Origin of the sequence: Acinetobacter sp. Ac_5812, assembly GCF_013072695.1 — a bacterium.
Lineage (GTDB): Bacteria > Pseudomonadota > Gammaproteobacteria > Pseudomonadales > Moraxellaceae > Acinetobacter.
Genome location: NZ_LXUK01000009.1, coordinates 1 through 21,970, shown reverse-complemented (window position 1 = coordinate 21,970; position 21,970 = coordinate 1). Strand labels below are relative to the sequence as shown.

29 protein-coding genes and 3 tRNA genes are annotated in these 21,970 nt (G+C 41.2%); 9 read left to right on the top strand and 23 right to left on the bottom strand.

The window, feature by feature from the left end; genetic code table 11:
* Positions 1-137: 137 nt before the first annotated feature.
* The 10 genes from panD to A7P55_RS07705 form a co-directional block, all read right to left on the bottom strand.
* Complete coding sequence (gene panD / locus A7P55_RS07750) at positions 138-518, bottom strand: aspartate 1-decarboxylase (protein ID WP_004655255.1); 381 nt, start codon at positions 516-518, stop codon at positions 138-140.
* 139 nt (positions 519-657) lie between these two features.
* A complete protein-coding gene (gene pth / locus A7P55_RS07745; RefSeq protein ID WP_171551702.1) occupies positions 658-1,239 on the bottom strand; it encodes an aminoacyl-tRNA hydrolase in 582 nt (193 codons plus the stop codon).
* 19 nt (positions 1,240-1,258) lie between these two features.
* The gene (gene rplY / locus A7P55_RS07740; protein WP_004663523.1) at positions 1,259-1,555 is read right to left on the bottom strand and encodes a 50S ribosomal protein L25; all 297 of its coding nucleotides are present in this window, start codon (positions 1,553-1,555) and stop codon (positions 1,259-1,261) included.
* Positions 1,556-1,652: 97 nt separating this feature from the next.
* Complete coding sequence (locus tag A7P55_RS07735; protein ID WP_004804966.1) at positions 1,653-2,606, bottom strand: ribose-phosphate pyrophosphokinase; 954 nt, start codon at positions 2,604-2,606, stop codon at positions 1,653-1,655.
* Between the two features lie 37 nt (positions 2,607-2,643).
* Positions 2,644-2,718, bottom strand: a tRNA-Gln gene (locus A7P55_RS07730).
* Between the two features lie 18 nt (positions 2,719-2,736).
* Positions 2,737-2,811, bottom strand: a tRNA-Gln gene (locus tag A7P55_RS07725).
* 29 nt (positions 2,812-2,840) lie between these two features.
* Positions 2,841-2,915, bottom strand: a tRNA-Gln gene (locus A7P55_RS07720).
* On the bottom strand, positions 2,914-3,747 hold the full coding sequence (ispE, locus tag A7P55_RS07715) for a 4-(cytidine 5'-diphospho)-2-C-methyl-D-erythritol kinase (RefSeq protein WP_171551701.1): 834 nt from the start codon (positions 3,745-3,747) through the stop codon (positions 2,914-2,916). The genes A7P55_RS07720 and ispE overlap by 2 nt, the downstream gene beginning before the upstream one ends.
* Before the next feature lie 14 nt (positions 3,748-3,761).
* Positions 3,762-4,343 (bottom strand): lipoprotein insertase outer membrane protein LolB, encoded by a 582-nt coding sequence (gene lolB / locus A7P55_RS07710; protein ID WP_171551700.1) that lies wholly within the window; start codon positions 4,341-4,343, stop codon positions 3,762-3,764.
* 4 nt (positions 4,344-4,347) lie between these two features.
* Positions 4,348-6,066, bottom strand: coding sequence for a tetratricopeptide repeat protein (locus A7P55_RS07705; RefSeq protein ID WP_216077996.1), 1,719 nt, complete (start codon positions 6,064-6,066; stop codon positions 4,348-4,350).
* 79 nt (positions 6,067-6,145) lie between these two features.
* Between A7P55_RS07705 and hemA the strand changes: the two genes are divergently transcribed.
* A complete protein-coding gene (gene hemA, locus A7P55_RS07700; RefSeq protein WP_171551699.1) occupies positions 6,146-7,429 on the top strand; it encodes a glutamyl-tRNA reductase in 1,284 nt (427 codons plus the stop codon).
* A 7-nt stretch (positions 7,430-7,436) separates the two neighbouring features.
* Here hemA and A7P55_RS07695 read toward each other — a convergent pair whose 3' ends face one another.
* Both A7P55_RS07695 and A7P55_RS07690 read right to left on the bottom strand, forming a co-directional pair.
* Positions 7,437-9,323, bottom strand: coding sequence for a CHC2 zinc finger domain-containing protein (locus tag A7P55_RS07695; RefSeq protein WP_171551698.1), 1,887 nt, complete (start codon positions 9,321-9,323; stop codon positions 7,437-7,439).
* A 127-nt stretch (positions 9,324-9,450) separates the two neighbouring features.
* Complete coding sequence (locus A7P55_RS07690; RefSeq protein WP_171551697.1) at positions 9,451-10,554, bottom strand: outer membrane protein assembly factor BamD; 1,104 nt, start codon at positions 10,552-10,554, stop codon at positions 9,451-9,453.
* 71 nt (positions 10,555-10,625) lie between these two features.
* On the opposite strand from A7P55_RS07690, the gene rluD reads away from it, so the two are divergent.
* The 3 genes from rluD to A7P55_RS07675 all read left to right on the top strand — a co-directional run bounded on the left by rluD (position 10,626) and on the right by A7P55_RS07675 (position 13,237).
* Positions 10,626-11,675: a 23S rRNA pseudouridine(1911/1915/1917) synthase RluD gene (gene rluD / locus A7P55_RS07685; protein WP_171551838.1), complete on the top strand. Its 1,050-nt coding sequence runs from the start codon at positions 10,626-10,628 to the stop codon at positions 11,673-11,675.
* 165 nt (positions 11,676-11,840) lie between these two features.
* Positions 11,841-12,581, top strand: a complete 741-nt coding sequence (gene pgeF / locus A7P55_RS07680) for a peptidoglycan editing factor PgeF (RefSeq protein ID WP_171551696.1) — start codon at positions 11,841-11,843, stop codon at positions 12,579-12,581.
* Between the two features lie 83 nt (positions 12,582-12,664).
* Positions 12,665-13,237, top strand: a complete 573-nt coding sequence (locus A7P55_RS07675; protein WP_171551695.1) for a flavodoxin family protein — start codon at positions 12,665-12,667, stop codon at positions 13,235-13,237.
* A 40-nt stretch (positions 13,238-13,277) separates the two neighbouring features.
* Here A7P55_RS07675 and smpB read toward each other — a convergent pair whose 3' ends face one another.
* From smpB to A7P55_RS07620, 11 genes are all read right to left on the bottom strand, one after another.
* A complete protein-coding gene (gene smpB, locus A7P55_RS07670; RefSeq protein WP_004804984.1) occupies positions 13,278-13,751 on the bottom strand; it encodes an SsrA-binding protein SmpB in 474 nt (157 codons plus the stop codon).
* A gap of 101 nt (positions 13,752-13,852) precedes the next feature.
* Positions 13,853-14,053 carry an AlpA family phage regulatory protein gene (locus A7P55_RS07665; RefSeq protein ID WP_171551694.1) on the bottom strand — a complete coding sequence of 67 codons (201 nt, stop codon included), beginning with the start codon at positions 14,051-14,053 and terminating at the stop codon, positions 13,853-13,855.
* Between the two features lie 37 nt (positions 14,054-14,090).
* On the bottom strand, positions 14,091-14,495 hold the full coding sequence (locus tag A7P55_RS07660) for a helix-turn-helix domain-containing protein (protein WP_171551693.1): 405 nt from the start codon (positions 14,493-14,495) through the stop codon (positions 14,091-14,093).
* Positions 14,489-15,094, bottom strand: coding sequence for an HNH endonuclease signature motif containing protein (locus A7P55_RS07655; protein WP_171551692.1), 606 nt, complete (start codon positions 15,092-15,094; stop codon positions 14,489-14,491). The genes A7P55_RS07660 and A7P55_RS07655 overlap by 7 nt, the downstream gene beginning before the upstream one ends.
* A 1-nt stretch (position 15,095) precedes the next feature.
* Positions 15,096-15,332, bottom strand: a complete 237-nt coding sequence (locus A7P55_RS07650; RefSeq protein WP_171551691.1) for a hypothetical protein — start codon at positions 15,330-15,332, stop codon at positions 15,096-15,098.
* Complete coding sequence (locus A7P55_RS07645; protein WP_171551690.1) at positions 15,329-15,565, bottom strand: hypothetical protein; 237 nt, start codon at positions 15,563-15,565, stop codon at positions 15,329-15,331. The genes A7P55_RS07650 and A7P55_RS07645 overlap by 4 nt, the downstream gene beginning before the upstream one ends.
* A gap of 139 nt (positions 15,566-15,704) precedes the next feature.
* Complete coding sequence (locus A7P55_RS07640) at positions 15,705-17,018, bottom strand: hypothetical protein (RefSeq protein WP_171551689.1); 1,314 nt, start codon at positions 17,016-17,018, stop codon at positions 15,705-15,707.
* 9 nt (positions 17,019-17,027) lie between these two features.
* Complete coding sequence (locus A7P55_RS07635; protein WP_171551688.1) at positions 17,028-17,759, bottom strand: ERF family protein; 732 nt, start codon at positions 17,757-17,759, stop codon at positions 17,028-17,030.
* A gap of 11 nt (positions 17,760-17,770) precedes the next feature.
* Entirely contained in the window at positions 17,771-18,091 is a 321-nt protein-coding gene (locus A7P55_RS07630; RefSeq protein WP_171551687.1) for a hypothetical protein, read from the bottom strand.
* Between the two features lie 2 nt (positions 18,092-18,093).
* Complete coding sequence (locus A7P55_RS07625; protein WP_171551686.1) at positions 18,094-18,549, bottom strand: hypothetical protein; 456 nt, start codon at positions 18,547-18,549, stop codon at positions 18,094-18,096.
* A gap of 195 nt (positions 18,550-18,744) precedes the next feature.
* Positions 18,745-19,575 (bottom strand): S24 family peptidase, encoded by an 831-nt coding sequence (locus A7P55_RS07620; RefSeq protein ID WP_252727840.1) that lies wholly within the window; start codon positions 19,573-19,575, stop codon positions 18,745-18,747.
* A 115-nt stretch (positions 19,576-19,690) separates the two neighbouring features.
* Here A7P55_RS07620 and A7P55_RS07615 point away from each other — a divergent pair, with 115 nt between their 5' ends.
* The 5 genes from A7P55_RS07615 to A7P55_RS07595 are packed head-to-tail and all read left to right on the top strand — an operon-like array spanning position 19,691 to position 21,759.
* Positions 19,691-19,954: a helix-turn-helix domain-containing protein gene (locus A7P55_RS07615; protein ID WP_171551685.1), complete on the top strand. Its 264-nt coding sequence runs from the start codon at positions 19,691-19,693 to the stop codon at positions 19,952-19,954.
* Complete coding sequence (locus A7P55_RS07610) at positions 19,942-20,250, top strand: hypothetical protein (protein ID WP_171551684.1); 309 nt, start codon at positions 19,942-19,944, stop codon at positions 20,248-20,250. Before A7P55_RS07615 ends, A7P55_RS07610 begins: the two co-directional genes overlap by 13 nt.
* A 17-nt stretch (positions 20,251-20,267) precedes the next feature.
* The gene (locus tag A7P55_RS07605) at positions 20,268-20,615 is read left to right on the top strand and encodes a hypothetical protein (protein WP_171551683.1); all 348 of its coding nucleotides are present in this window, start codon (positions 20,268-20,270) and stop codon (positions 20,613-20,615) included.
* Complete coding sequence (locus A7P55_RS07600) at positions 20,612-20,908, top strand: hypothetical protein (RefSeq protein ID WP_171551682.1); 297 nt, start codon at positions 20,612-20,614, stop codon at positions 20,906-20,908. The genes A7P55_RS07605 and A7P55_RS07600 overlap by 4 nt, the downstream gene beginning before the upstream one ends.
* Positions 20,905-21,759 carry a phosphoadenosine phosphosulfate reductase family protein gene (locus A7P55_RS07595; RefSeq protein WP_171551681.1) on the top strand — a complete coding sequence of 285 codons (855 nt, stop codon included), beginning with the start codon at positions 20,905-20,907 and terminating at the stop codon, positions 21,757-21,759. The genes A7P55_RS07600 and A7P55_RS07595 overlap by 4 nt, the downstream gene beginning before the upstream one ends.
* The last annotated feature ends 211 nt before the right edge of the window (positions 21,760-21,970 follow it).

Here is a 21,970-nt window from a genome sequence, read left to right as displayed (position 1 = left end):
GTAAAACTTGGCCTTATTTTTCAGTGTTTTTGTATTTTGTCCCAGAGTATAAACGGGCTGTGTTCGTACAATAAAAAAGCCATGAGCCGCGACTGAAGCGGCGCAAGGGAATGGCTTTTTGAGAATCTTTATAGGGCTTATGCAATTTGTACAGGAATACAGTTTGCAGTGTGGTTTACTGTATTGTCTGGGTTTGCATAAACTAAACGTGGTTTGTGAAGATTGGCTTCGACTTCGGTAAAATCGCCGAAAGTTGCAATAATCACTAAATCACCAACATCAGCTTGATGGGCTGCGCCACCATTCACTGAAATAATACCTGAGTCATCTTCACCACGGATTGCATAAGTGGTGAAACGTTTGCCGTTAGTGACGTTCCATACGTGGATTTCTTCGTATTCACGAATCCCTGCTAAGTCCATTAATACGCCATCAATTGCACAAGAACCTTCATAATGAAGCTCTGCATGAGTCACAACTGCACGGTGAATTTTACATTTTAATAAACGAGATAGCATGGCTAGCGTCTCCTGAGTAAGACCTAAGATGATTATCTTATGGTTGACTTGTCACGTTTTCCGCGGGCTATAGGCGGTTTGATGCGCATTTTGCGCTTAAAAATGCAATATGGCAAGCGGGATTGATCAACAATTCAGTTTAAGCGGGTTTGTAAGCGTTAATTTGATTCATTGCCTGTGACACTTGTCCATCAACAAGCATTTTCACTTGAGATAGAGCATGGTCAATGGCTGCATCCATTAAGCCTTGTTCACTGCTAGGTGCTTTACCAAGCACATGACCAGAAACGCGTTCTTTGGCACCCGGATGACCAATTCCAATACGTAGACGATGGAAATTAGCACCGATATGCGGGACGATATCGCGGAGACCATTGTGTCCACCGTGTCCGCCACCTGTTTTCAAGCGAATAATGCCAGGATTCATATCCAGTTCATCATGCGCAATCAGGATTGCTTCAGGTGCAACTTGATAAAATTTAGCGAAAGGGACAACACTTTGACCAGAACGGTTCATAAAAGTGGTAGGAAGTAATAAACGGACATCATGACCTTCGATTTGGCCACGACCACTGTATCCATGGAACTTTGGATCAGCTTTTAAAGAAATGCCATAACGATTTGCAAGCTGTTCAACGAACCAGAAACCTGCATTATGGCGGGTTTGGGCATATTCCTTTCCAGGATTGCCCAAACCAACAATTAGCGAAATATTTGACACTAATTTACGCCTTTAACACTTATGCGCGTTTGAAGTCAGCGTGCATAGGCGTGTTTTTAGCAGGGTGGCGTTGTAACGCTTGGATTTTAACGTTTTCAACTTTGTCACCGATTTTGATTTCGATAACTTCTTCGAAGAAAGCGTTGTTTTCTAAAGCTTTAACGATTTCACGAAGCTCTAAAGTAACGGCTACAGGCTCAGCGCTACCACCATAGATGATTGCTGGGATTTGAGCAGCGTGGCGAAGGCGGCGGCTCGAACCTTTCCCTTGTTGTGCTACTTCACGTGCTTGAGCGTTTAATACGAAGTTTGCCATGGGCATATCCTCATTGAGTTTGAGTAACTAAACTTGCGACCAGTTTAGTGATAGAAAAACCCTAGCGAGCTAGGGTTTAAGAAAAAAAGCTGGGCTATTATAGATAACTATCGAACATTGCGCTAATAGATTCTTCGTTATTGATACGACGAATTGTTTCAGCAACCATGCTAGCAACAGAAACTTGGCGAATTTTGCCTAAGCTTAGTGCTTCATCTGAAAGAGGAATGGTGTCAGTAACAACCAATTCATCAATGACAGAGTTACGAAGGTTATCAATGGCTTTGCCAGATAAAACAGGGTGAGTTGCATAAGCAACAACACGACGCGCACCAAATTGTTTGAGTGCATCGGCCGCTTTGCAAAGCGTACCTGCTGTATCTACCATGTCATCGACGATCACACAGTCGCGATCTTTAACATCACCAATCAAATGCATCACTTGTGATTCATTTGCTTTTTGGCGACGTTTATCAATGATAGCTAAATCGATATCACCCATTTGTTTCGCAACAGCACGGGCACGAACTACACCACCAACGTCAGGTGAAACAACCACAAGATTGTGGTGTTGTTGCTGGCGTAGGTCAGCGAGTAATGCTGGCGTACCATAGATGTTATCAACTGGGATATCGAAGAAACCTTGAATTTGGTCTGCGTGCAAGTCAATCATTACTACACGGTCAATACCAACAGTTGTCAGCATGTCTGCAACAACTTTCGCTGTAATCGGTACACGAGCAGAGCGTGGACGACGATCTTGGCGAGCATAACCAAAGTAAGGAATGACAGCAGTGATACGACCAGCACTTGCACGACGCAAAGCATCAGCCATCACCAAGATTTCCATCAGGTTATCATTGGTAGGGGCACAAGTAGACTGGACGACAAAAACGTCTTTACCACGGACATTCTCAGTAATTTCAACTGAAATTTCACCATCAGAGAACTTGCTAACAGAAGCAGCACCTAATGGAATATGTAAATGGCTTACGACTTTTTGAGCGAAATGTGGATGAGCACTTCCACTAAAAACGACAAGATTGGGCATGAAGCACCCTTGGCGGTTGGCTTATAATGAATTTGGATGGCAGGGGCGGCTGGATTCGAACCAACGGATGCCGAGATCAAAACCCGGTGCCTTACCACTTGGCGACGCCCCTAAATTCGATACTATGTAATGGCAGGGGCGGCTGGATTCGAACCAACGGATGCCGAGATCAAAACCCGGTGCCTTACCACTTGGCGACGCCCCTAAATATTACATGTATCTACAGATGAAAATTGGCAGGGGCGGCTGGATTCGAACCAACGGATGCCGAGATCAAAACCCGGTGCCTTACCACTTGGCGACGCCCCTAACAGGTAACTTCAAAATGTCTTAGAGGTGATTCTACTAAACTGTTAACCAAGTAAGCTTTACAAGGCGCGTTTTGCAAAATTTGCTCTATATCCATTTCATCGGTTACTTCAGTAAAAACACAAGCACCTGTACCTGTAAGCTTTGCTAGACCAAATTGATCTAAATATTGCATCGCTTCATCTACTTCGGGGTATAACTGTCGAGCCAGAGGTTCAAAGTTATTTCCAAAATTAGAAGGTTGTAACTGATAGGCGCAAAATGTAGTGATCTTAGAATCTCTTGTCAATGTTTTTTGTGAAAAAAGCTGTTGAGTGCTGATAAAACAGTCAGGTTTTAAAATTATGAATTTTTTTTGAGCTAAGTCTATGAATGATAAATGTTCACCGATGCCTTCGGCCCATGCATTACGACCTAAAACAAAGATCGGAACGTCTGCACCCAATTGCACCGCATACTCGGCCAATTTTTGTTCATTTAAACCGCATTGCCAGAGCTGATTCAGCACAATCAGTGTCGTTGCTGCATTGGATGAACCACCACCAAGACCGGCACCCATCGGAATATTTTTTTTAATGCTTATATTTAACCCACATGGTTTTTTTGCATGTGGACGTAATAATTGTGCAGCACGGTAGATTAAATTTTGTTCGAGCTTGACTTCGCTTAAACCTTTAATTTGAATGACTTGTTCTGGGGTTTGCTCAAAAGTCACCCAGTCATATAGATCAATCAGTTGAAAAATAGTCTGTAATTCATGATAACCATTGTCACGACGACCTGTAATATGCAGAAACAAGTTCAATTTAGCAGGGGAAGGCACTCTAATCATAAAAACAATCTAAATCATCGGTTTTGAATCACCATTGTAATACGGTTTTCTTTGTTATCGGCAAGTGCTTGCTTCAATAAAAGTTTATTGGGAAGGGTTTGCGCGTCGTTATAGCTAAAATCAACCGTCCAGCCATCTTCAACCAGTTGCTTGAGGCGATTGCTTTCATCTTTGCTGATTTGCGCATTTTGAGTCGCGGGTTTAGCTTGTACCCAATAAGCGAGATGCATAATTGGTGCTTGCCAACCGGTTGCTTTCTCAAGTAATTCTTCAGGTGTTTCAGCGGTAATCAGACCTGTTTTGGCACTGTTTAATGTCACTTCACCCGGTTTACCTTCGATCTGGGTTTTACCAACCCCTAAAATTCCTGTGAGTTCAATATCAAACTGATCCTGTTGTTGAACCCATGTGAAAAAAGCACTGCCTGATTGTTGTGGTGTGCGGACACCGATTTTACCTTGTAAGCTAAAATTATTTTCATCTTGAACTTGTGGTGATGCAATCACTTTATTTGGCTGACTTAAATGTTGGCAACCAGTTAATAATAGAATGCTACTACTACAAACGATGATGCATAATTTTGAAAACAAGCGCATGAATTTAACTCTTTTTTACGGTAATGGGTAAGATTAAGCCATCAAGTTGTTGTAATTGTGGGGCATTGGCATGTTTTTGTTTCAATTGCTGTAACACCTCGCTAAATTGCGTGAGTGCGCCTTGCATATACAGGGCTTTAGCATAACGAATACCAATATTGACATTCTCACTCAGCGAATACGCTTGGCCCAAGACTTTGGATGCGGTATCAAAATCATTTTGTAAAAAGGCGATATAGCCTAAGGTGTCTAGGATAGATGCCTGTTCTGGGGCAAAATCTAGCGCTAGTTCTGCATATTTACGTGCTTCTTTAAGGCGACGGTTTTGCAGTGCCAGTGTATAGGCATAAGCATTCAGATAGGTTGGGCTGTTGGGCTCAATGATTAAGAGTTGCTTTAATGTTTTGTCTAATTTATCTCGATCGGTATATGGATCGAGTAATAATACTTCGGCATAAATCAGTTCAGGGTCATCAGGTAAACTCTTAATGGCTTCATCAAGCAAGGCTAACGCCGCCTTTTTATTATCCATCTTCTTTAGAATATCGGCCTGTGCTTGATATAAGAAACTGGCATGTTGTGGGTAATTCACCCGTTCTTGGGTCAAGAAGCGTAAGGCATCATTCAGTTGGCCTTGCTTCTCAAAGATGGCAATCATATTGCGGCGAGAAACGATATATAAACTACCATCGACTAGGCGATAGTATGCTTTTGCAGTTTCATAATGTTGTTTACGTTGCGCATTGATCGCAAGGTAATAATAAGCCTCATTTTGGTATTTTGCCGATGATCGCAATTCAACCAAATATTGTTCGGCTTTTTCATATTGCTTTAAGTCAATACTGGTCAAGCCCGCAATAAAGAGCGCTTCTTCTGCCTTGGGATGGTCTTTAATAATATCTTCAAGTTTATCCAAAGCTTCTTGTTGCTGATTAATTTGAATGTAATAGCGCGCTTCCGCCATTCGTACATCAATATTATTCTTATTTTTGCGACTGGCTTGAGCAAACCATTTTTGAGTTTCCTCGTCATTACGTAAAGCCATCAATAAATTAGCTTTCATTAAAATGAAACTGGTTGATTTTGAACGTTTGCGTAATGCACGATTAATATTATTCAGTGCTTGTTCATACAAACCATCTTGCGCTTCTAAACCTGCAATTAAAGCGAGAATAGAGGGGTTGTTGCGCTCCTCACTGGCACGGAGTGCATTGAGTAGAATCTCACGATCTTGTGCCTGTTCAGGTGCAATCCCAGCTAAAATTTCTTCCAGATCGGCAGTAGGATCAATATTTAGAATCTTATCTAGCGTCTTGGCTGCCAACTCATATTCATGTGTTTTTAACGCGATATGAGACAAATAGAACAGGGCAGGAACATCTTTGGGTTCTTGTTCAACCCAATGCGTGGCAATATTTAAGGCGGCTTGTAGGTCATTGTATTCTAAAGCAATGTCTAAGGCGCGTTGTTTAATAGTGGTTGAATTACTACGAATCGCAAGCACCGTATAATTATGTAGCGCGGTTGCAATATCATCATAAGCAAGGGAAAATTCAGCAATCATGCTCTGTTGCAGCGCATGCTCGAAGCTCTTGTCTGCATACATGTCGTGTATTGCTTGTGCAGAGACATAAGAGCTCATGCTACCTAACAACAAGATTGTGGTAGAATACCGTCTAATCGTCTTGCCGCTAAAAAGGGTACGGCGATATAGCTGACGCAATTTTTATTGATCCAAAGTAATGCTTTTTATGACACCGATGTTGCACAATAACATAAATTTAGCGAAATGATGATCTGATATGTCTTTCTTTGCATTGGGCGTCAACCATCAAACAGCCTCTGTTGAACTTCGCGAACAAATTGCTTTCAATGCAGAGCGATTAGCTGCGCTATTGCTTGAACAAAACCAACATTCATCGCTGAATGATCTGGTGGTGGTATCAACCTGCAACCGCACCGAAGTCTATGCCATGACAGAAGATGCGGATAGCGTTCTGACTTGGCTGGCCCAAGTGAATAATATTGATGTAAAACAGTTAATTCATCATGTTTATCGTTACGAAAATGCCCAAGCTGTTACACATTTAATGCGTGTTGCCAGTGGTTTAGACTCGCTGATGTTGGGTGAGCCGCAAATTTTAGGGCAAGTGAAAAGTGCCTTAGCGCTGTCCAAAGATGCAGAAACCGTTTCGCCAGAATTAAACAGCGTATTTGAATATGCTTTTTATGCGGCAAAGCGTGTCCGTTCTGAAACTTCAGTAGGAAGCCACGCTGTTTCAATGGGTTATGCGGTTGCACAGTTGGCTTCTCAGGTGTTTAGTCATACTGAAAAACTCACAGTGATGGTGGTCGCGGCAGGCGAGATGAACACCTTGGTTGCCAAACATTTGGCCGAAATGGGGGTAGCGAAGATCCTGATTTGTAACCGTAGCCGTGAACGTGCAGATCTGTTGGCACAAGAAATTGCCCATCAAGTTGATGTGGAAATTATCCCCTTTGCTGAGCTTGCACAAAACTTGCATAGAGCGGATGTCGTCTCTAGCTGTACAGGTAGTTTGCATCAAGTGATTGAATATTCAGACGTTAAAGCTGCATTAAAAAAGCGTCGCTATCAACAAATGTTGATGGTCGATTTAGCTGTTCCGCGTGATATTGCCCCCAAAGTCGAATCATTGGATAACGTGTATTTGTATGGTGTTGATGACTTACAAAGCGTGATTGATGAAAACCTAGCGCAACGTCGTCAGGCCGCAGTTGAAGCTGAAATCATGGTCAATCAATTGGCGACCCAATTGATGACTCAGCAAAAGGTTAAAGAAGCCAGTGGTACCATTCAGGCCTATCGCCAGCACAGTGAAGAAGTGAGTCAAAAAGAATTGGCGCATGCTTTAGAATCGTTGCAACATGGAAATACTGCTGAGCAGGTCTTACAAGAGTTTGCACATCGCTTGACCCAGAAGTTGATGCACCCAACCTCAATTTTACTTAGAGAAGCAGCTAAAGCTGAAAATCCAGATTACTTTGAATGGCTACAGCAACATCTACAAGATGTGTTTGAACATGAGCGTAAGCCACGCCAGTAATGCACAATTAAGACAATAAACGCAAACTAATCTGTTTGGTCAATTCATTCAGTTGTTGACGTAAATTACGCGATTCAATTAAAGAAATTGGCGATTTTAGTTTTAAGCGCAAATACTTCTCTTGTAGACCGAGTGCATATTCTTTCGCAAGTTTATCGGCAACTTCAGGTGCTTGGGTTAAGGATTGGATATTGGTACGCTGCATAATATCAGCCAGTTCATGGCTATAACTACTACAAGCGCCCAGCACATAATAGGTTGCAAGTTCCTGATCATCAGGAAGATCATCAAACACAATATTCAGTGCCGCTAAAATCTTCGCCAATAATTCATTTTGATCAATCACCGCGCGCAGCTCTTCAAAATGAATATACAGGAAGGGGTGGTGCATTAAAATCGCCACTGCAAAATCTTCGTCTTTGGTCTGAATATTAAAAGATAAAGAGGCATCATGGCTGATTTGTGGGGTGAAGCGTTTTCCAAGCCCAAGTTTTTCACGGAAAGACTGACTCAGCAGATAACGGAATGAGCCATGTTTAGGCAATAACTCCGTTAATTCACGTAGTTCACCCATGACCAGACTTTTACCTTCCGGCGTACTGACATCATGTTGTCCTGTTAGATGGGCAAACACAAAGTCAGATAACAGTGGTGCTTGTTGTAATAGTTTTTGGAAGTTTTCTAAGCCTTCACGACGAATTAAGGAATCAGGATCGTGCTCATTGGGAAGTACAAAAAATTTTAATTCACGACCATCATTGAGTAATGGCAGGGCAATTTCCAAAGTGCGTCGTGCTGCTTTTTGACCTGCGGCATCTCCATCAAAGGCAATGGTAATTCGAGAATTTTGCTTAAATAGCGTGGTTAAGTGATCGGCATTACTGGCCGTTCCCAATGTTGCCACAGCACCATTGATGCCATATTGCTGTAAGGCAATGACGTCCATATAACCTTCGACCATCAGCCAATCATTGGCTTTGAGTTTACGGCCTTCATATAGGCCATAAAGCAGCTGGTTTTTATGGAAGACTTCAGAATCAGGTGAGTTGATATATTTCGGTTTAATCTCATCGTTTAAGGCACGACCACCAAAACCTACCACACGTCCTTTATGATCGCGGATCGGGAAAATCACCCGTTCACGTAATAAATCGAAATCTCGACCACTGTCACTGGAACGAATTAAGCCCAGTTGTTTTAAACCTTCAATATCTTGCGGAAAGGCTTTTTCTAAATGTTGCCAATCCTCTGGTGCATAGCCTAAGCGCCAAAATTGAATGGTTTGTGGGGATAAGCCACGCTGTTTAAAATAGTTTTGTGCCTTTTGACTATTAGGGAGTTGACGTTCATAAAACTGAGCGACATTTTCTAACAAGTCGTAGAGATTACCTTCTTGTACCTGTTCTTGAATGTTAAATGACGGATCAAACTGCGCAAAAGGATCATCCATATAGTGATCCATATCAACAAAATGATCGTCCAGCGCTTCTTGGATAGAAGGAGCTGGTGCTGTTGATTGTTCTTGTTTTGGTGGTGTTGTTTGTGGAGCAGCGGCCTGTTGTGGGCTGCGTTTATAGGATAGTTTTTTATTATCGTGATTATCTTTAGGGAGTTCGATGCCTGTCTGATTAGATAAATCTTTCATTACATCGACAAAGTTACGGCTGTCAATGTCCATCAAAAAGCGAATGGCATTGCCATTGGCTTGGCAACCGAAACAATGATAGTACTGCTTATCTCGATAAACATGGAATGAGGGTGACTTTTCCTGATGGAAAGGGCAACAACCCGAATAGGTACGTCCCGTCTTTTTTAACTTCACACGTTGACCGATCAGATCGACAATGTCGGTTCGATCTAAAATTTGATCAATCGTATGTTGTGGAATTGCCATGTGTGTTTAACCATTTAAGACGGGGAGTAGAACATTGTTGCACTGCAAAATGTCAGGAATCATTGTTACATAAAATAAAAAACAGGCAAGGGAGACTTGCCTGTTTGATGTATCAGATGATTGCAAATTAGTTTGCAGCATCGTCCTCAGATGTATTGCTCGCTTCTGGCTTATCTAATAGGCCAAAGCTTAAACGGTTTTTCCAACTCGGTTTATTTTCCGTGGTTGCTGCCGGTGCTTCAGGTGCTGCCACTGGAGCAGGTGTGGCTTGTTCAGCTTCAGGTTTATCAAACAAACCGAAGCTTAAACGATTGGTTAAGCTGCGTTGTTCAGTATCGCTGCTTACTTCATCTTTTTTCGTTTGAACCGTTTTAGATTCGCGACCCAACAAACCTAAAGTTGCACGATTCACCCAACTACCTTCTTTACGTGCAGCACGTAAATTCACTTCGCCATTCGATTTTACGAGATTTGGATAGTTGAGTTTTAAGATATCAATATATTGCTGAGAGGTCGCATTATCACCAAGTTTTTGATAGCTATAAGCTAAAGTAGCTAATGCTTCAGGCGTTTGTGGCGTTTGCGGATAGTGTTCAATTACCCATTGCGCACGCTCAGCAGCAGCAAGCCATGCTTTGCGTTGAATGTTGAAACGCGCTGCGTTCATTTCGCTTTCAGCCAATTCTTGACCAATAAACTTCATACGCTGTGCAGCATCAACCGAATATTGGCTACTTGGGAAGCGACGAATCAGTTCTACGAAGTTTTGATAAGCAACTTTGACATAGCTCACATCGCGGTGTGATTGCTGTAAAGAAGTATAGCGAATCAAACTGTCGTAATTCATCTCCATGTTGGCTACGCCACGAACATAGTAGGCATAATCAACATTTGGATGTTGTGGATTTAAGCGAATGAAACGATCTGCAAGTGCAATCGTACCTTCATAATCTTTTTGCTTGAATTTCGCATAAAGCAGCTCAAGTTGAGCTTGTTGCGTATATTGCCCAGTTGGATAGTACGTGTCTAAAGCTTCGAGTGACTTTACTGCATCGGTATATTGATTGCGTTCAAGCGATTTTATTGCTTTTTCAAAATAAACTTGTTCACTCGATTGTGGTCCTTTATCCACCACATCTTTCTTACTTGGATTGCTGCTACAGCCCACAAATGCAGACGCTACACCTAAAGATAGTGCAAGCACCGTAATTTTATAACGTGGTAGCGACATAAAAACTCCTCTGTTATTCTGGGCAATGAGCTACAATGGTGCTATTAAACCATTTTTGTACCGATCATCAAATGACTTCAGCACAATCTTCCAATTCAAACATCTCTGAAACAGATTTCTTACTCGAAGATTCTGTGGATGCAGATAATCATAATTCCGACTCAACTGCAACACGTTTATCGTTGCAAATTCAACTTGATGAAAACTATTTAGGTCAACGTATTGATCAGGTTGCCGCATTGGTTTGGAGTGACTTTTCTCGCGAGAAACTCAAGCAATGGATGAAAGACGGTCATCTGTTGGTAAATGGTAACATTGTTAAACCAAAGTACCGTTGTGAAGGCAATGAGCTGCTTACGCTTGAGGTTGAACTTGAAACACAAACTTCAAGCCAACCTGAAAACATTCCATTAAATATTGTCTATGAAGATGACGATATTATTGTGATCAATAAAGAAGTGGGGATGGTCGTTCATCCGGGTGCAGGCAATCCAACTGGAACCTTGGTGAATGCGTTACTTTATCATGCGCCAAAATTGGCAGAGCTGTCTCGTGCAGGCTTGGTACATCGTATTGATAAAGACACCAGTGGTTTATTGGTGGTTGCAAAAAATCTGGAAGCTCAATTTTCTCTGAGCAAGCAGTTAGCCAAGAAAACCGTTTATCGCGTTTATGATTTAGTTGTGTATGGCAATGTCATTGCGGGTGGCACCATTGATGAACCGATTAAACGTCATCCTGTAGACCGTGTCAAAATGGCGATCTTACCGGGCGGGCGTGATGCGGTAACACATTATAATGTGAAAGAACGCTTCCGTGACTTTACCCGTATCCAAGCACAACTTGAAACAGGGCGCACCCATCAAATTCGTGTGCACTTTAGTTATCTTGGACATGGTTTGGTGGGTGATCCTGTTTATGTGAATCGTGTGCGTTTCCCAGCAGGCGCATCAGAAACATTAACGGATATGTTACGTAGCTTTAAGCGTCAAGCTTTGCATGCAGCCAAACTCGGTTTAGTACATCCGCGTACGGGTGAAGAAATGATGTTTGAAGCACCTTGGCCAGAGGATTTTACTCAGTTGCTTGAAGTCCTACGTAGTGAAAATGAAGCGTATTAAGTAAAGCGCTACCTCCCTCTAAGTCTTCCTCCTTAAAGGAGGGAGACTTTGGTGAATTCAATGTCTTACAGTAATTTAAATGCCCTCTGTTTTTAGGAGATGAGGAACGATTATAGTTCCGCAAGGGAGAGGTTGACGGTAGAAAATATAGCTCAGGAGATAGTTATGGAATTTGTACAAGATCTGCCGAAAGGGGTCTATGTCGCACAAACGCAGATTGAACATGCTCAAGCTATTGCAACATCGAATCAAAATCTATCAGGATTTAATTTGGCTTTGCATGTCAATGATGAGGCACAACGTGTTCAGCAGCATCGCATGATATTACTGAATCAGTTATCTGCATTTGGTGTAGATAAAATCACATGGATGACACAAACGCATAGCACGATTTGCCATACCGTGAATGAACAGATTCCATTTGTTGCCCTTGAAGGCGATGGCTTAGTTACGCAAAAAGTAGGCCATGCTTTAATGATGATGACAGCTGATTGTCTGCCTGTGGTGTTGGGTAATGCCGAAGGTACTGAAGTTGCCAATCTACATGCAGGTTGGCGTGGCTTGGCCAATGGGATTATCGAAAATACAGTCGCTGAAATGCAGTCCCAACCGAGTTGGGCATGGTTGGGTGCTGCGATTAGCCAACCGTGTTTTGAAATAGGTGCAGAAGTCAAAGCTGCTTTTTGTGACAAATATCCTGAACTGAAAACAGCTTTTGTTACTGGCCAAGAGGTGGGTAAATATCATGCGGACCTTTATGCGATTGCCCGCTTTATTTTAAACCGTTTCGGTGTGGAAACTGTTTTAGGCGGAGATCAGTGTTCTTATCAACAAGCCGAAGATTATTTTTCTTATCGTCGTGATGCAAAAACAGGACGAATGGCAACTTTTGTATTTATGCAGTAAATTGCATCCTTTGCGTTGTTGATTCGCCATGTCGTAGTGAAAATGTTAAACTTGATCTAATTCATTGGTTTTTAAAATTCTCCATGTCTGTTATTGAGCAAATTATCCCCCAAGTTAAAGTTTGTGTGGTTTATCATAGTCCTTATGGGCATACGGCCAAAGTTGCGCAATATATTACTCAGGGTGCCGAGCAGGCAGGTGCAGAAGTGCATCTCATTTCTGTGGCTGCGCCGCAGTGGGACTTATTAGACCAAGCAGATGTGATCGTTATTGGTTGTCCAACCTATATGGGCAGTCTCACAGCTGCATTGAAACAGTTTATGGAAGATTCATCTAAACGTTGGTTGGCGCGGGCATGGCAAGGCAAACTGGCTGCTGGTTTTACCAATGGTGGTGGTCTTAGTGGCGATAAATTGGCGGTATTGCAGCAAATTAACTTATTTGCGATGCAACACGGCATGTTGTGGGCTGGTTTGCCATTTATGCCAACGGGAAGAAGTGCTTTAGATATTAACCGTATGTCGAGCTTTCTGGGCTTAATGACCCAGTCAGATAATGCTAGTGTTGAAATTACGCCCCCAGAAGGTGATTTGGAAACTGCACGTAAGTTCGGAAAATATTTAGCAGAATTAAGATTAAAGCATATCCCAGTTTAATCTTGAACGAAAAAAAACCTCCAATAATTGGAGGTTTTTTTTATTTATACAGCAGACGAGATTTATCACGTTGCCAGTCTCGGTCTTTTTCTGTGGCACGTTTGTCGTGTAATTGCTTACCTTTCACCAGTGCAATTTCCAACTTAACCAAACGGCCTTTCCAGTAACAAGCCAACGGCACACATGAATAGCCTTTTTGATTCACTGCACCCAAAAGCTTTTCTAGCTCACGACGAGAGAGCAGCAACTTACGCGTACGTGTTGCTTCTGGAACCACATGGGTTGATGCAGACAATAAAGGCTGAATTTGTGAGCCCAATAAAAAAGCTTCGCCATTTTTAAAAATTACATAGCTTTCTGTGAGCGTCATACGTCCCGCACGTAGAGACTTTACTTCCCAACCTTGGAGGGACATGCCTGCTTCAAATTTTTCTTCGATAAAGTAATCGTGACGCGCTCTTTTGTTTTGAGCAATCGTGCCACCATTATGTTTTTTTACAACAATCTTGTTCATCTTAACCTATTGAAATTGATAAGCTAATTTTTAAGCGATTATCTTGTTACCCGTTTAGTTACCCGTTTTTAAAGGCACTCGACTTAAAAGAAAGCCTGCGGTTAGCAGGCTATCATATCAGAATTTCCTTTATGTTTTTCGACTACTTTCTTCACGCTTGATTCATGCCAATAAACTTCCCTTTCACTCACCTTGATTGGTTGTGGAATTTCACCATTTTTAATCATGCGATAAAACTTGGTTCTTTTAATTGAGAGGAGTTGCATAAACTCTGCTGCTCGCACTCTACGATCAATTTGCATCTTCACACCTCCGCATCCGCTTTTGCTATTAATTTATTCATGCTGCAACCCTCACACTTGTATTTTGTTTAATACCCCTAACTCTGTATCTAAGTTTGGTGCGACTTATGCCGATTTGATCTGCGGCTAGGCGTTGATTGCCTTTGCTATAAATTAATGCTTTTTGGATGATGGCCATTTCAATATGTGACAGGATTCTTTTAACCGCCGTGCCTTCGATCTCTATCGCACTTTCAATATCGTTCTCACAAAGAACAATCCCTGTATTTTTAGCCTTTAACCAGGTATCCCACAAAGCTTCCACTTGATCGAATCTAAAAATACAGGTGGTATCTCTTTGTATTGATTGGATTGCACCATTTTCATTCCAATCAATTTTCAGCACACCTAAGGCTTTAACATGGTCCGTAAAGTATGCTTGCTCAACTTTGATATTTAACATGACGCACCGCCTTTAATTACCTGGTGTTTTTTCGATTTCACTTTGGCCATAAGTAGGCAAGTTTCATTTGTTGCTGAATTGGCCAATTTGTAAAAGCTTTGGCTATAACGAACCATTTCAGCTTTGGTCATAAGCATAAGGTTATCTAAACGGCAGTCAGTTTTATCCATGTTTTTAAATGCTACCACTTGGCCGTCTGGAATAGGGCCGTGAGCTTTTTCCCATACAACACGGTGTTTATGAGCAAATTCACTTGGTTCAGCAATTTTAATAATTACATAACCATCTTTAGAGCAGATTCGCTCATAGCCAATTGGCTTTTTATTCCATGCAATCTGACCAGATTTAAAGTTTCCAGAATTGGGTTTAACCAGGCCTTTAGTACCAGTATTCCAAGGCTTGTCACCTTTTCCAAAACAACCGGTTCGGCCAGTGTTCCATTTATTACGTGTGCAAAGTGATTTGATTTGATCAACAGTAAAATTCTCGTTGAATTTAAGATTCACTTTTGCTGTAAGTTCATTGCGCCCAAGGCTGCAATTAGACTTAATAAAGTCTAATTGCTCAGGCGTATATTTAATCGCTTGACCTTTTGGCATGTTATCCCTCGTATTTCACGTCTAGTAGTGGGGCGGTTTGGTTTTCACTTAAACCCTTGTATTCAGCAACCAGTTTCACTGCTTCAAGTTGAGTTTCATGTGTTTTAATGATTTGCTCGCTAATGATTTCCATGTTTTGCGCACGAACAACTTCTGTAGCCAGATCTTCTTTACTTGCATTTGAAAGTCTGTCGAGTTGGTCAAATAGAGCTTTATTCAAATCACCTAATGTATTCATGAAGTTCTCCCAACTACTTTAACCATTGCCCGGTACTGTTCTTGTAATTCCCCAGCACGTTTCTCAATCCACCGACTTTTTTGGCGTGTGAGCTCTTGCTCTGTACAATACCGGTTCATATTTTTAAAGATGCCAAAGTTCTCGGCCAATTGTTCTTCCGCACGTTTAGTGGCAGTTTCTAGGCTCAACTCTGCAGGCATAAGAATAAATTTTTCTTGATCTTGATTTGACATTACTTTCTCCAAATCGATTCTTTAAACTTGGCGTTGGCCACCAGATCCGTAATTTCTGATTCATTCACATTTTGAAAAATGTGCGTCATATTCCCCCCGAATACGTAAAGTATTCGGGTTTTGGTTGAGTAGTTGAATTTCATGATGCTTGGATCTCGTCATTAGCTGCCTTTTCTAGCTGCTGGCGGCGAGTGGTGATTAGGCGCAACATTTCTGGTTGAATCACAACATCAAGGGATGAAACATCGATTTCCAAAGCATCCAATGTGGTTAGGTCTGGCGAGTTTTGGATCTGAACAGCTAATGAAGGTTGTTCAGTTGGTTTAGGGTTTTGAAATTCTTGTAATCGGCGGCTGATTGCTCGTAACAACGGTTGACGCTGATCTTCGGTCCAGGTCCTTGTATCGCTAACCAGGGCATTTGCTTCTTCTGGTGTCTTTGTACTTTGAAGGCGAGTTAAGAGATCTTGAAGTTGAACATTCCACTCAGCAGTCTCTTTTTTAACTTGATCAAAATAGTGGCCAGTTTCGGTTCTTGGTTCATGAACGTCATCAAGTTTGATTTCTTCTAACGATGCAAGTTTTATATTGATACGTGTTGCTAACTCAGCATGCTCAACTTCTGATAACTCATCATTTGATTTAATACGGCGGCGAACTTCGTTTAATTCAAGCTTACTTTTCGCATTGTAAATTTCAGAAGAAAATGCATCACAAAGTACCGATAATTCTGGCTCAAGTTTATCTTGGTTAAATAATTCATGATCTTGGCTTTCAGCCACAACCCTTCCTTGTGCTAACTGATCCAACTTTGCTAGCTTGGCAGCGTTTATTGCATCAAGCTGTGAAGCATTGAATCCATTTTTATCCAGGCCATAACAAGTGCCTTCAACATCCTCAGTAGTCAAGCATGTAGCGATTGCATCTATAACCAGATCTTTGTTGTGTTCAATCTGTGGATCTACAACATCCTTTTTGCTTTCACGCTTCCGAGTTTGTTTTGGCTCAGTGGGACTATCTACTTTTAATGGTTTTACAGAAAAGTCCTCGAATCGCACTATTACACCATTGTGCACACCAATTACACCATGGAAAGCACGGATTTGACTTTCAGCATCAAATATACTTCGTTGGACCAGTCCATTTTCTACCATGCCAACCAATTGTTTATTTTTACTGTTGTATTTTCCTTTTAGAACATGTGAGCAAGTAAAGTCGATAACAAATATATCCTGATCATCTACCAGCTCATCTATTTCGTATGGCTTAGTAAATGTGAAACCTGAAAGTTCGATTTTTTCAATATCTAGGCAAAACTCATAATCAGGCAAACCAAATACAGTGGCAGGGAATTGGTCCAGTTCCATGAAGTCAGATTCTTTAAAACGACATAGAAGGTTTTTACCCTTTTGTAAGGCTGCAAAGGCATCTTGAGCATTTAAAATATTATTCATGGTCTAATCCTAGTGATGCATATTTGTATTTTGGCCATTCATGGGATTACCTTGAGACCATCCCATTTGATCTGCACGTGCACGGCAGGCATTGTTGATACCAACAAAGAACGTTGTTCCTTTAAAGGTTTCGATAGCTGTATCTAAAGTCCGTGGATTCTTAGCATTTTTTATAGAGACAAGAGCATCTTGATAACGATCGGCCAGAGGCTTTGCATTTGGTTGGCTTTGCTGATTGTTGCCACGCTGGTTATTCTGGCCACTTGATCCTTGTTGATTTTGGCCACGGTTGTTTTGTTGCGTATTTTGCTGCTGAGATCCTGCCTGTTGTTGGTAAGCGTCAGTGTCGGCATCTTGCGTATCATCAATTAGAAATAGTCCGTTTAATGCGTATTTACGGGCGTATGAGCTTGAAGCGCCAAAGGTTTGAGCAACATCCATACCTTTCTTATTAATGTCTACACCAGCATGAGCTGTTACAACAGTTTGTTTGCCATTTGCATCGGTAAACACAGCTTTAGCAGTAAGCACTACTACAGATCCAATTTCCTGCACTTCATCAGTCAAAACTAAAGTAGCGTGATGTTGTAGTAAAAATGGCTTAACACCTTCTAAAATGTCCTCAAGGCTGCGGTAATGGAAATTACCAAATTTATTAAATTTGCTTTTTGGTGCCTTTAATTCCTGTTGAATGGTGCGTAACACATCTAATTCAGCAGATTGTGATTGTTGTTGTGACATGTCAGATCCCCTTAATTAGATCGTGCATTTTTATATGCAATTTTTTGGTTTGCGCTGTATGGCGTACGTTGGAAGCAGTCCTTAGAGAACATTTCCTCACGTTCCTTTTTTCGCTGTGAGGCAACCTCTTGTTTGAGGTTGCGTAAGATCCATGGCTTAGCATCCAAATATTCAGGATCAACAGGTGTACCGCCGTTCTCATTTTCGAGACGGATATCTGTAAACTTAAAATTTGTAGAGAAGGTCTGAGGACCTAAACGGACGTGATAACGCCCTTGATCATCACGAGTAATAAACTCGCGGAATGGGGTGGTGAACTTGGTAATGCTCATGATCACCCCCGAACCATTCTGTTTTTTTCGATATGGGCGGTGATGATCGAAATCATGTTCCTGATATCATCAGTATTAGTGAAGTCACCGTAATTATCATTATTTGGTGTGAATATCTGGTCAACAGCCAAGTTGGTGATATGAATTGTTGGTTGTTCTCCGCCAATTGCACCGTTCCATTCTTCAACAAGTTCAAAGTCAAAGCTTGTGTAGACACGGAATCCATCAAGGTTTACTACTGCTTGGCCTGTGGTTGCTGATGTGATTTGGACTGCTAAAACGCCGTATGTAGATTGCGTATTTGCATAATTGTATGAAGGGGCGATTTCTAATGGCTTGGTAACGAGTGCATACGCACCTGTTAAAACACCAACTCCAATAGCAGCAGCTGTGCAATTTTTTAACAAACTCTTGCCAATTGCATAACCGCGATTGTGATTTAAAACATTTTGTTCCATAATCTACCTCATGTTGTGAAGAGCCCTGTTTAGATGTGAGAGTCGGCAGGGCTTTTTGCTGTCCATGAGGATAATTTAGTATTTACTAAATTTTAAGTCAATAGTATTTACTAAATATTTACTAAATTTTATTTTTTAAAATTTATTAGATAATAAAAAACCCTGCATTTAGCAGGGTTTTGATACAAATAATAATTAAATTCTTCTTACTCTTTTACGTCTTGAGCCACCAAGTGGTCTAGTGGCATCAATTACTATACCAACTAAAACCATTCCATCTTCAAACTCGATGATATTTGGCTTCCATTCTGGATTAAGGGCTTGAAGATATTTACGATTATCACTTTCAATGATTAGTTTTTTAAAAGTAGCATCGGTATTATTTCTAACTACAACCAAGTCACCAGAAACAAGATCATCAAAATATACGCCTGGATCAACAAGAATCAAATCACCTTCTATATAAACAGGTGAATTACTTACACCAACAACTCTTAAATAAAAGCAACCATCAGGATCATCAAGACTTAAAGGAGGTTGCCAATCGATTACATCAGTTAAATTTGTTGGTTCCATAGCTGTCATAGTTCCAGCTTGTACCCAAGACAATACTGGTAAAAGTTTAGTTGTTACTGGTACTACATTGTTATCAAAAAATTTATTTCTATTTTCTAGGATTTCACTTTTCTTGAAATCATTATTACTTTGCAGATCTAAAGCCTGTCTCACTAATTTAGGATCAGCTTCATCTTTCCAGTTTTTGCCAAAAACCTTTTGTAAGACTTCTGAAGTTGCTAGCCCATGATCTTGATCGAGATACCCGTTATCAAGTTGCAATAGTTCCTCTAAGGATCTAGCAACTTTTTCACCGAATGTGCCCTTACCCCTAATCATTTGTGATAGGTGGCTAGCAGTCAGATTCTCGTATTGATCACAAAAAGCAGAATCGGAAGATAAATTTCTTTCTTTCCTGATTTTATCAATCATTGCGCGCAAATTTACGCGTCTTAAATGCAATTGGTCCATAAAACACATCTTAACTATTTTTTAGTAAAAACTAAATTCGTAAACGCTAAATAGTTATTGACTAAATTTATTATAAAAATTAGTATTTACTAAATAAAGTTTAGTGGAATTAATTATGGCTGATCTAGGAAAAATTAAGCTTAAGAAATTCTTGAAGCCTTTGACTAAAGAACAAAGAACTACTTTCGCGGCTAAGTGCGGCACAACACTTGGAAACCTAAATCAAATTATCTACAGCACAACGCCGTGTGGAGCTAGTTTGGCTATCGACATTGATAGAGAAAGTGGTGGAGCTGTGCGGTGTGATGATTTGTGTCCAACAGCAGATTTTCAATATCTGCGGAAACAGGAAGCAGAGGAAAACTTATGCAAAACGTAAACCTACAAATTAGATCAGGTGAAAAATTACTTGAGCCAATGTCAACCCGTGTACCAGTAGAGGTAAAGCAGTTGATAGATGATTTGGCAGAAGGAAATCGAGCGCAATGGTTGAGAGAGGCCATAGATTTAAAGCTACAAATTGATTTAGGCCAATCATCAATTGAAATGTTCAAAAAAGCAAAGAATACAACGTATTCAAGTGAATACATGAGTGTATTCAAAACAATTTTTTCTGTATTTCAAATAAGCAAAAAGCCCGAAGTTGCGATTCGAGCTTTGAGCAGTGTTCATTAATCGGAGGGATCAAGAACATGACAACTATATCAAATCAAGAAACATCGGACAAGTTTAACCAGGACTTATGCTTTTCAATCGCTACACAAGTGAAACAAGTAACTATTCCTGCTGTTGCAGAACATGGAGGCTTTCATCACATGACTGTGGCGCTGCCATGGGTATGTATCCACTGTGGTAGTCAACGTGGCGAAGTTAGGCAGGGCATGAGCTTTGACGGCAGTAGAAGAATGCAGGTAGACATGTGGGATAACCCATGTGGGCATGTAGAGAAATATGCAGATGTACGCGTATTCGTTGCCAAGTACCGCGACCAATTAAAACATCTGCAGCAGGCAATAGCTGGTCAAAAGGAGGTGTCATGAATACCTCTAAACTTCCTGAACACAAACAAACGCAGGCGATCCAGTCGTGGTATGAGCCAGCATTGAGAACATTAAATAATTTGTTAGATGTTCGAAAAGCCAATTTACGAAAAATCAATCGTGATGAGGCCAATGCTGCAGTAACTCGCGATGAATTAATTGAGTCTTTGAGCCAGACACACCGTATCAGTTATAACGATGCTGGCCAGATTATTTCTAGTCTGTATCGTGCTGACAAAATCATTATGTTCGGTCGATTCATTCAATTGAAAGACCAGGGTGGTGAATCATGATACATGAATCAGCACTTTCTGAAATTCAACAAGGTGCTCTGTTTGTCGTTAATCATTCTGGCGGCAAGGATAGCCAAGCCATGATGATAAAGCTACTTGAGTATGTACCTAAGGACCAGATCCTAGTTGTGCATGCCAGTTTAGGCTTTATGGAGTGGCCAGGGGCAATGGAACTGGCCCGCGATCAAGCTGCAGCAGCTGGTGTTCCATTCATTGTGGCCAAATCTAAAAAGTCATTTCTTGACATGGTCCTCAAACGTTTCCAGGAACGTCCTGAGGTGCCATCTTTTCCCGCACCAAAATACCGGCAGTGCACCAGTGACTTAAAGCGAGATCCAATAAAGCGGGAAGTGCGCCGTTACACCAAGGCTAATGGGATTGATCGCATTGTAAATTGCATTGGGTTACGTGCCGAGGAATCAGTCGGCCGTGCAAAGCAGGAAGTTTATAAGCCAGCTGCAGATAATGGGAAAGCTGGCCGTTCTTGGTTCAACTATCTGCCGATCCATTCGCTAAATACCAGTGAGGTTTTTAGGACCATTCAGGATGATGGCCAACAGCCGCATTGGGCATATCAAGGTAATGATCGATTGAGTTGCATCACTTGCATCATGGCCAGTGCTGTGGATCTCATTCACGGCGCAAAACAAAACCCAAAAGTCTATGCATTGATGTGCCTGGTTGAGCAGGTCACTGGATATGCATTGCATGCAAGTATGCGCACCCTTCCAGATCTAACAAGTATTCAGCCAGATCATTCACTTTTGACTGAATACCAGGATCTAGTTTCAAAATTTTCAAATACGCGTTCTTACAGAAAACGTATTCCAGTGCTGGAGGTTGCAGCATGAGTAAATACACCCAGAATACCTTTCATGTTGTAATTAAAGCTAATTTTATAGGAGCTACAACATGAAAAATGAATATGTAATTTGCCAATATTGCGAAGAAGATTATGCGGTCGATTATTACAGCAAAATTCATCCAGCAGTTATTTTGTGCAACCCATGTGCAAACATGATTTTGGATGCTGTGCTTATGGCGCAATATGGCCGAGACGTT

Bases quoted from the DNA above. Each gene is read 5' to 3' on its own strand.
- panD (WP_004655255.1), bottom strand. From the start codon at position 518: ATGCTATCTCGTTTATTAAAATGTAAAATTCACCGTGCAGTTGTGACT.
- rplY (WP_004663523.1), bottom strand. From the start codon at position 1,555: ATGGCAAACTTCGTATTAAACGCTCAAGCACGTGAAGTAGCACAACAA.
- A7P55_RS07735 (WP_004804966.1), bottom strand. From the start codon at position 2,606: ATGCCCAATCTTGTCGTTTTTAGTGGAAGTGCTCATCCACATTTCGCT.
- ispE (WP_171551701.1), bottom strand. From the start codon at position 3,747: ATGATTAGAGTGCCTTCCCCTGCTAAATTGAACTTGTTTCTGCATATT.
- lolB (WP_171551700.1), bottom strand. From the start codon at position 4,343: ATGCGCTTGTTTTCAAAATTATGCATCATCGTTTGTAGTAGTAGCATT.
- hemA (WP_171551699.1), top strand. From the start codon at position 6,146: ATGTCTTTCTTTGCATTGGGCGTCAACCATCAAACAGCCTCTGTTGAA.
- A7P55_RS07695 (WP_171551698.1), bottom strand. From the start codon at position 9,323: ATGGCAATTCCACAACATACGATTGATCAAATTTTAGATCGAACCGAC.
- A7P55_RS07690 (WP_171551697.1), bottom strand. From the start codon at position 10,554: ATGTCGCTACCACGTTATAAAATTACGGTGCTTGCACTATCTTTAGGT.
- rluD (WP_171551838.1), top strand. From the start codon at position 10,626: ATGACTTCAGCACAATCTTCCAATTCAAACATCTCTGAAACAGATTTC.
- pgeF (WP_171551696.1), top strand. From the start codon at position 11,841: ATGGAATTTGTACAAGATCTGCCGAAAGGGGTCTATGTCGCACAAACG.
- A7P55_RS07675 (WP_171551695.1), top strand. From the start codon at position 12,665: ATGTCTGTTATTGAGCAAATTATCCCCCAAGTTAAAGTTTGTGTGGTT.
- smpB (WP_004804984.1), bottom strand. From the start codon at position 13,751: ATGAACAAGATTGTTGTAAAAAAACATAATGGTGGCACGATTGCTCAA.
- A7P55_RS07665 (WP_171551694.1), bottom strand. From the start codon at position 14,053: ATGCAAATTGATCGTAGAGTGCGAGCAGCAGAGTTTATGCAACTCCTC.
- A7P55_RS07660 (WP_171551693.1), bottom strand. From the start codon at position 14,495: ATGTTAAATATCAAAGTTGAGCAAGCATACTTTACGGACCATGTTAAA.
- A7P55_RS07655 (WP_171551692.1), bottom strand. From the start codon at position 15,094: ATGCCAAAAGGTCAAGCGATTAAATATACGCCTGAGCAATTAGACTTT.
- A7P55_RS07650 (WP_171551691.1), bottom strand. From the start codon at position 15,332: ATGAATACATTAGGTGATTTGAATAAAGCTCTATTTGACCAACTCGAC.
- A7P55_RS07645 (WP_171551690.1), bottom strand. From the start codon at position 15,565: ATGTCAAATCAAGATCAAGAAAAATTTATTCTTATGCCTGCAGAGTTG.
- A7P55_RS07640 (WP_171551689.1), bottom strand. From the start codon at position 17,018: ATGAATAATATTTTAAATGCTCAAGATGCCTTTGCAGCCTTACAAAAG.
- A7P55_RS07635 (WP_171551688.1), bottom strand. From the start codon at position 17,759: ATGTCACAACAACAATCACAATCTGCTGAATTAGATGTGTTACGCACC.
- A7P55_RS07630 (WP_171551687.1), bottom strand. From the start codon at position 18,091: ATGAGCATTACCAAGTTCACCACCCCATTCCGCGAGTTTATTACTCGT.
- A7P55_RS07625 (WP_171551686.1), bottom strand. From the start codon at position 18,549: ATGGAACAAAATGTTTTAAATCACAATCGCGGTTATGCAATTGGCAAG.
- A7P55_RS07620 (WP_252727840.1), bottom strand. From the start codon at position 19,575: ATGGACCAATTGCATTTAAGACGCGTAAATTTGCGCGCAATGATTGAT.
- A7P55_RS07615 (WP_171551685.1), top strand. From the start codon at position 19,691: ATGGCTGATCTAGGAAAAATTAAGCTTAAGAAATTCTTGAAGCCTTTG.
- A7P55_RS07610 (WP_171551684.1), top strand. From the start codon at position 19,942: ATGCAAAACGTAAACCTACAAATTAGATCAGGTGAAAAATTACTTGAG.
- A7P55_RS07605 (WP_171551683.1), top strand. From the start codon at position 20,268: ATGACAACTATATCAAATCAAGAAACATCGGACAAGTTTAACCAGGAC.
- A7P55_RS07600 (WP_171551682.1), top strand. From the start codon at position 20,612: ATGAATACCTCTAAACTTCCTGAACACAAACAAACGCAGGCGATCCAG.
- A7P55_RS07595 (WP_171551681.1), top strand. From the start codon at position 20,905: ATGATACATGAATCAGCACTTTCTGAAATTCAACAAGGTGCTCTGTTT.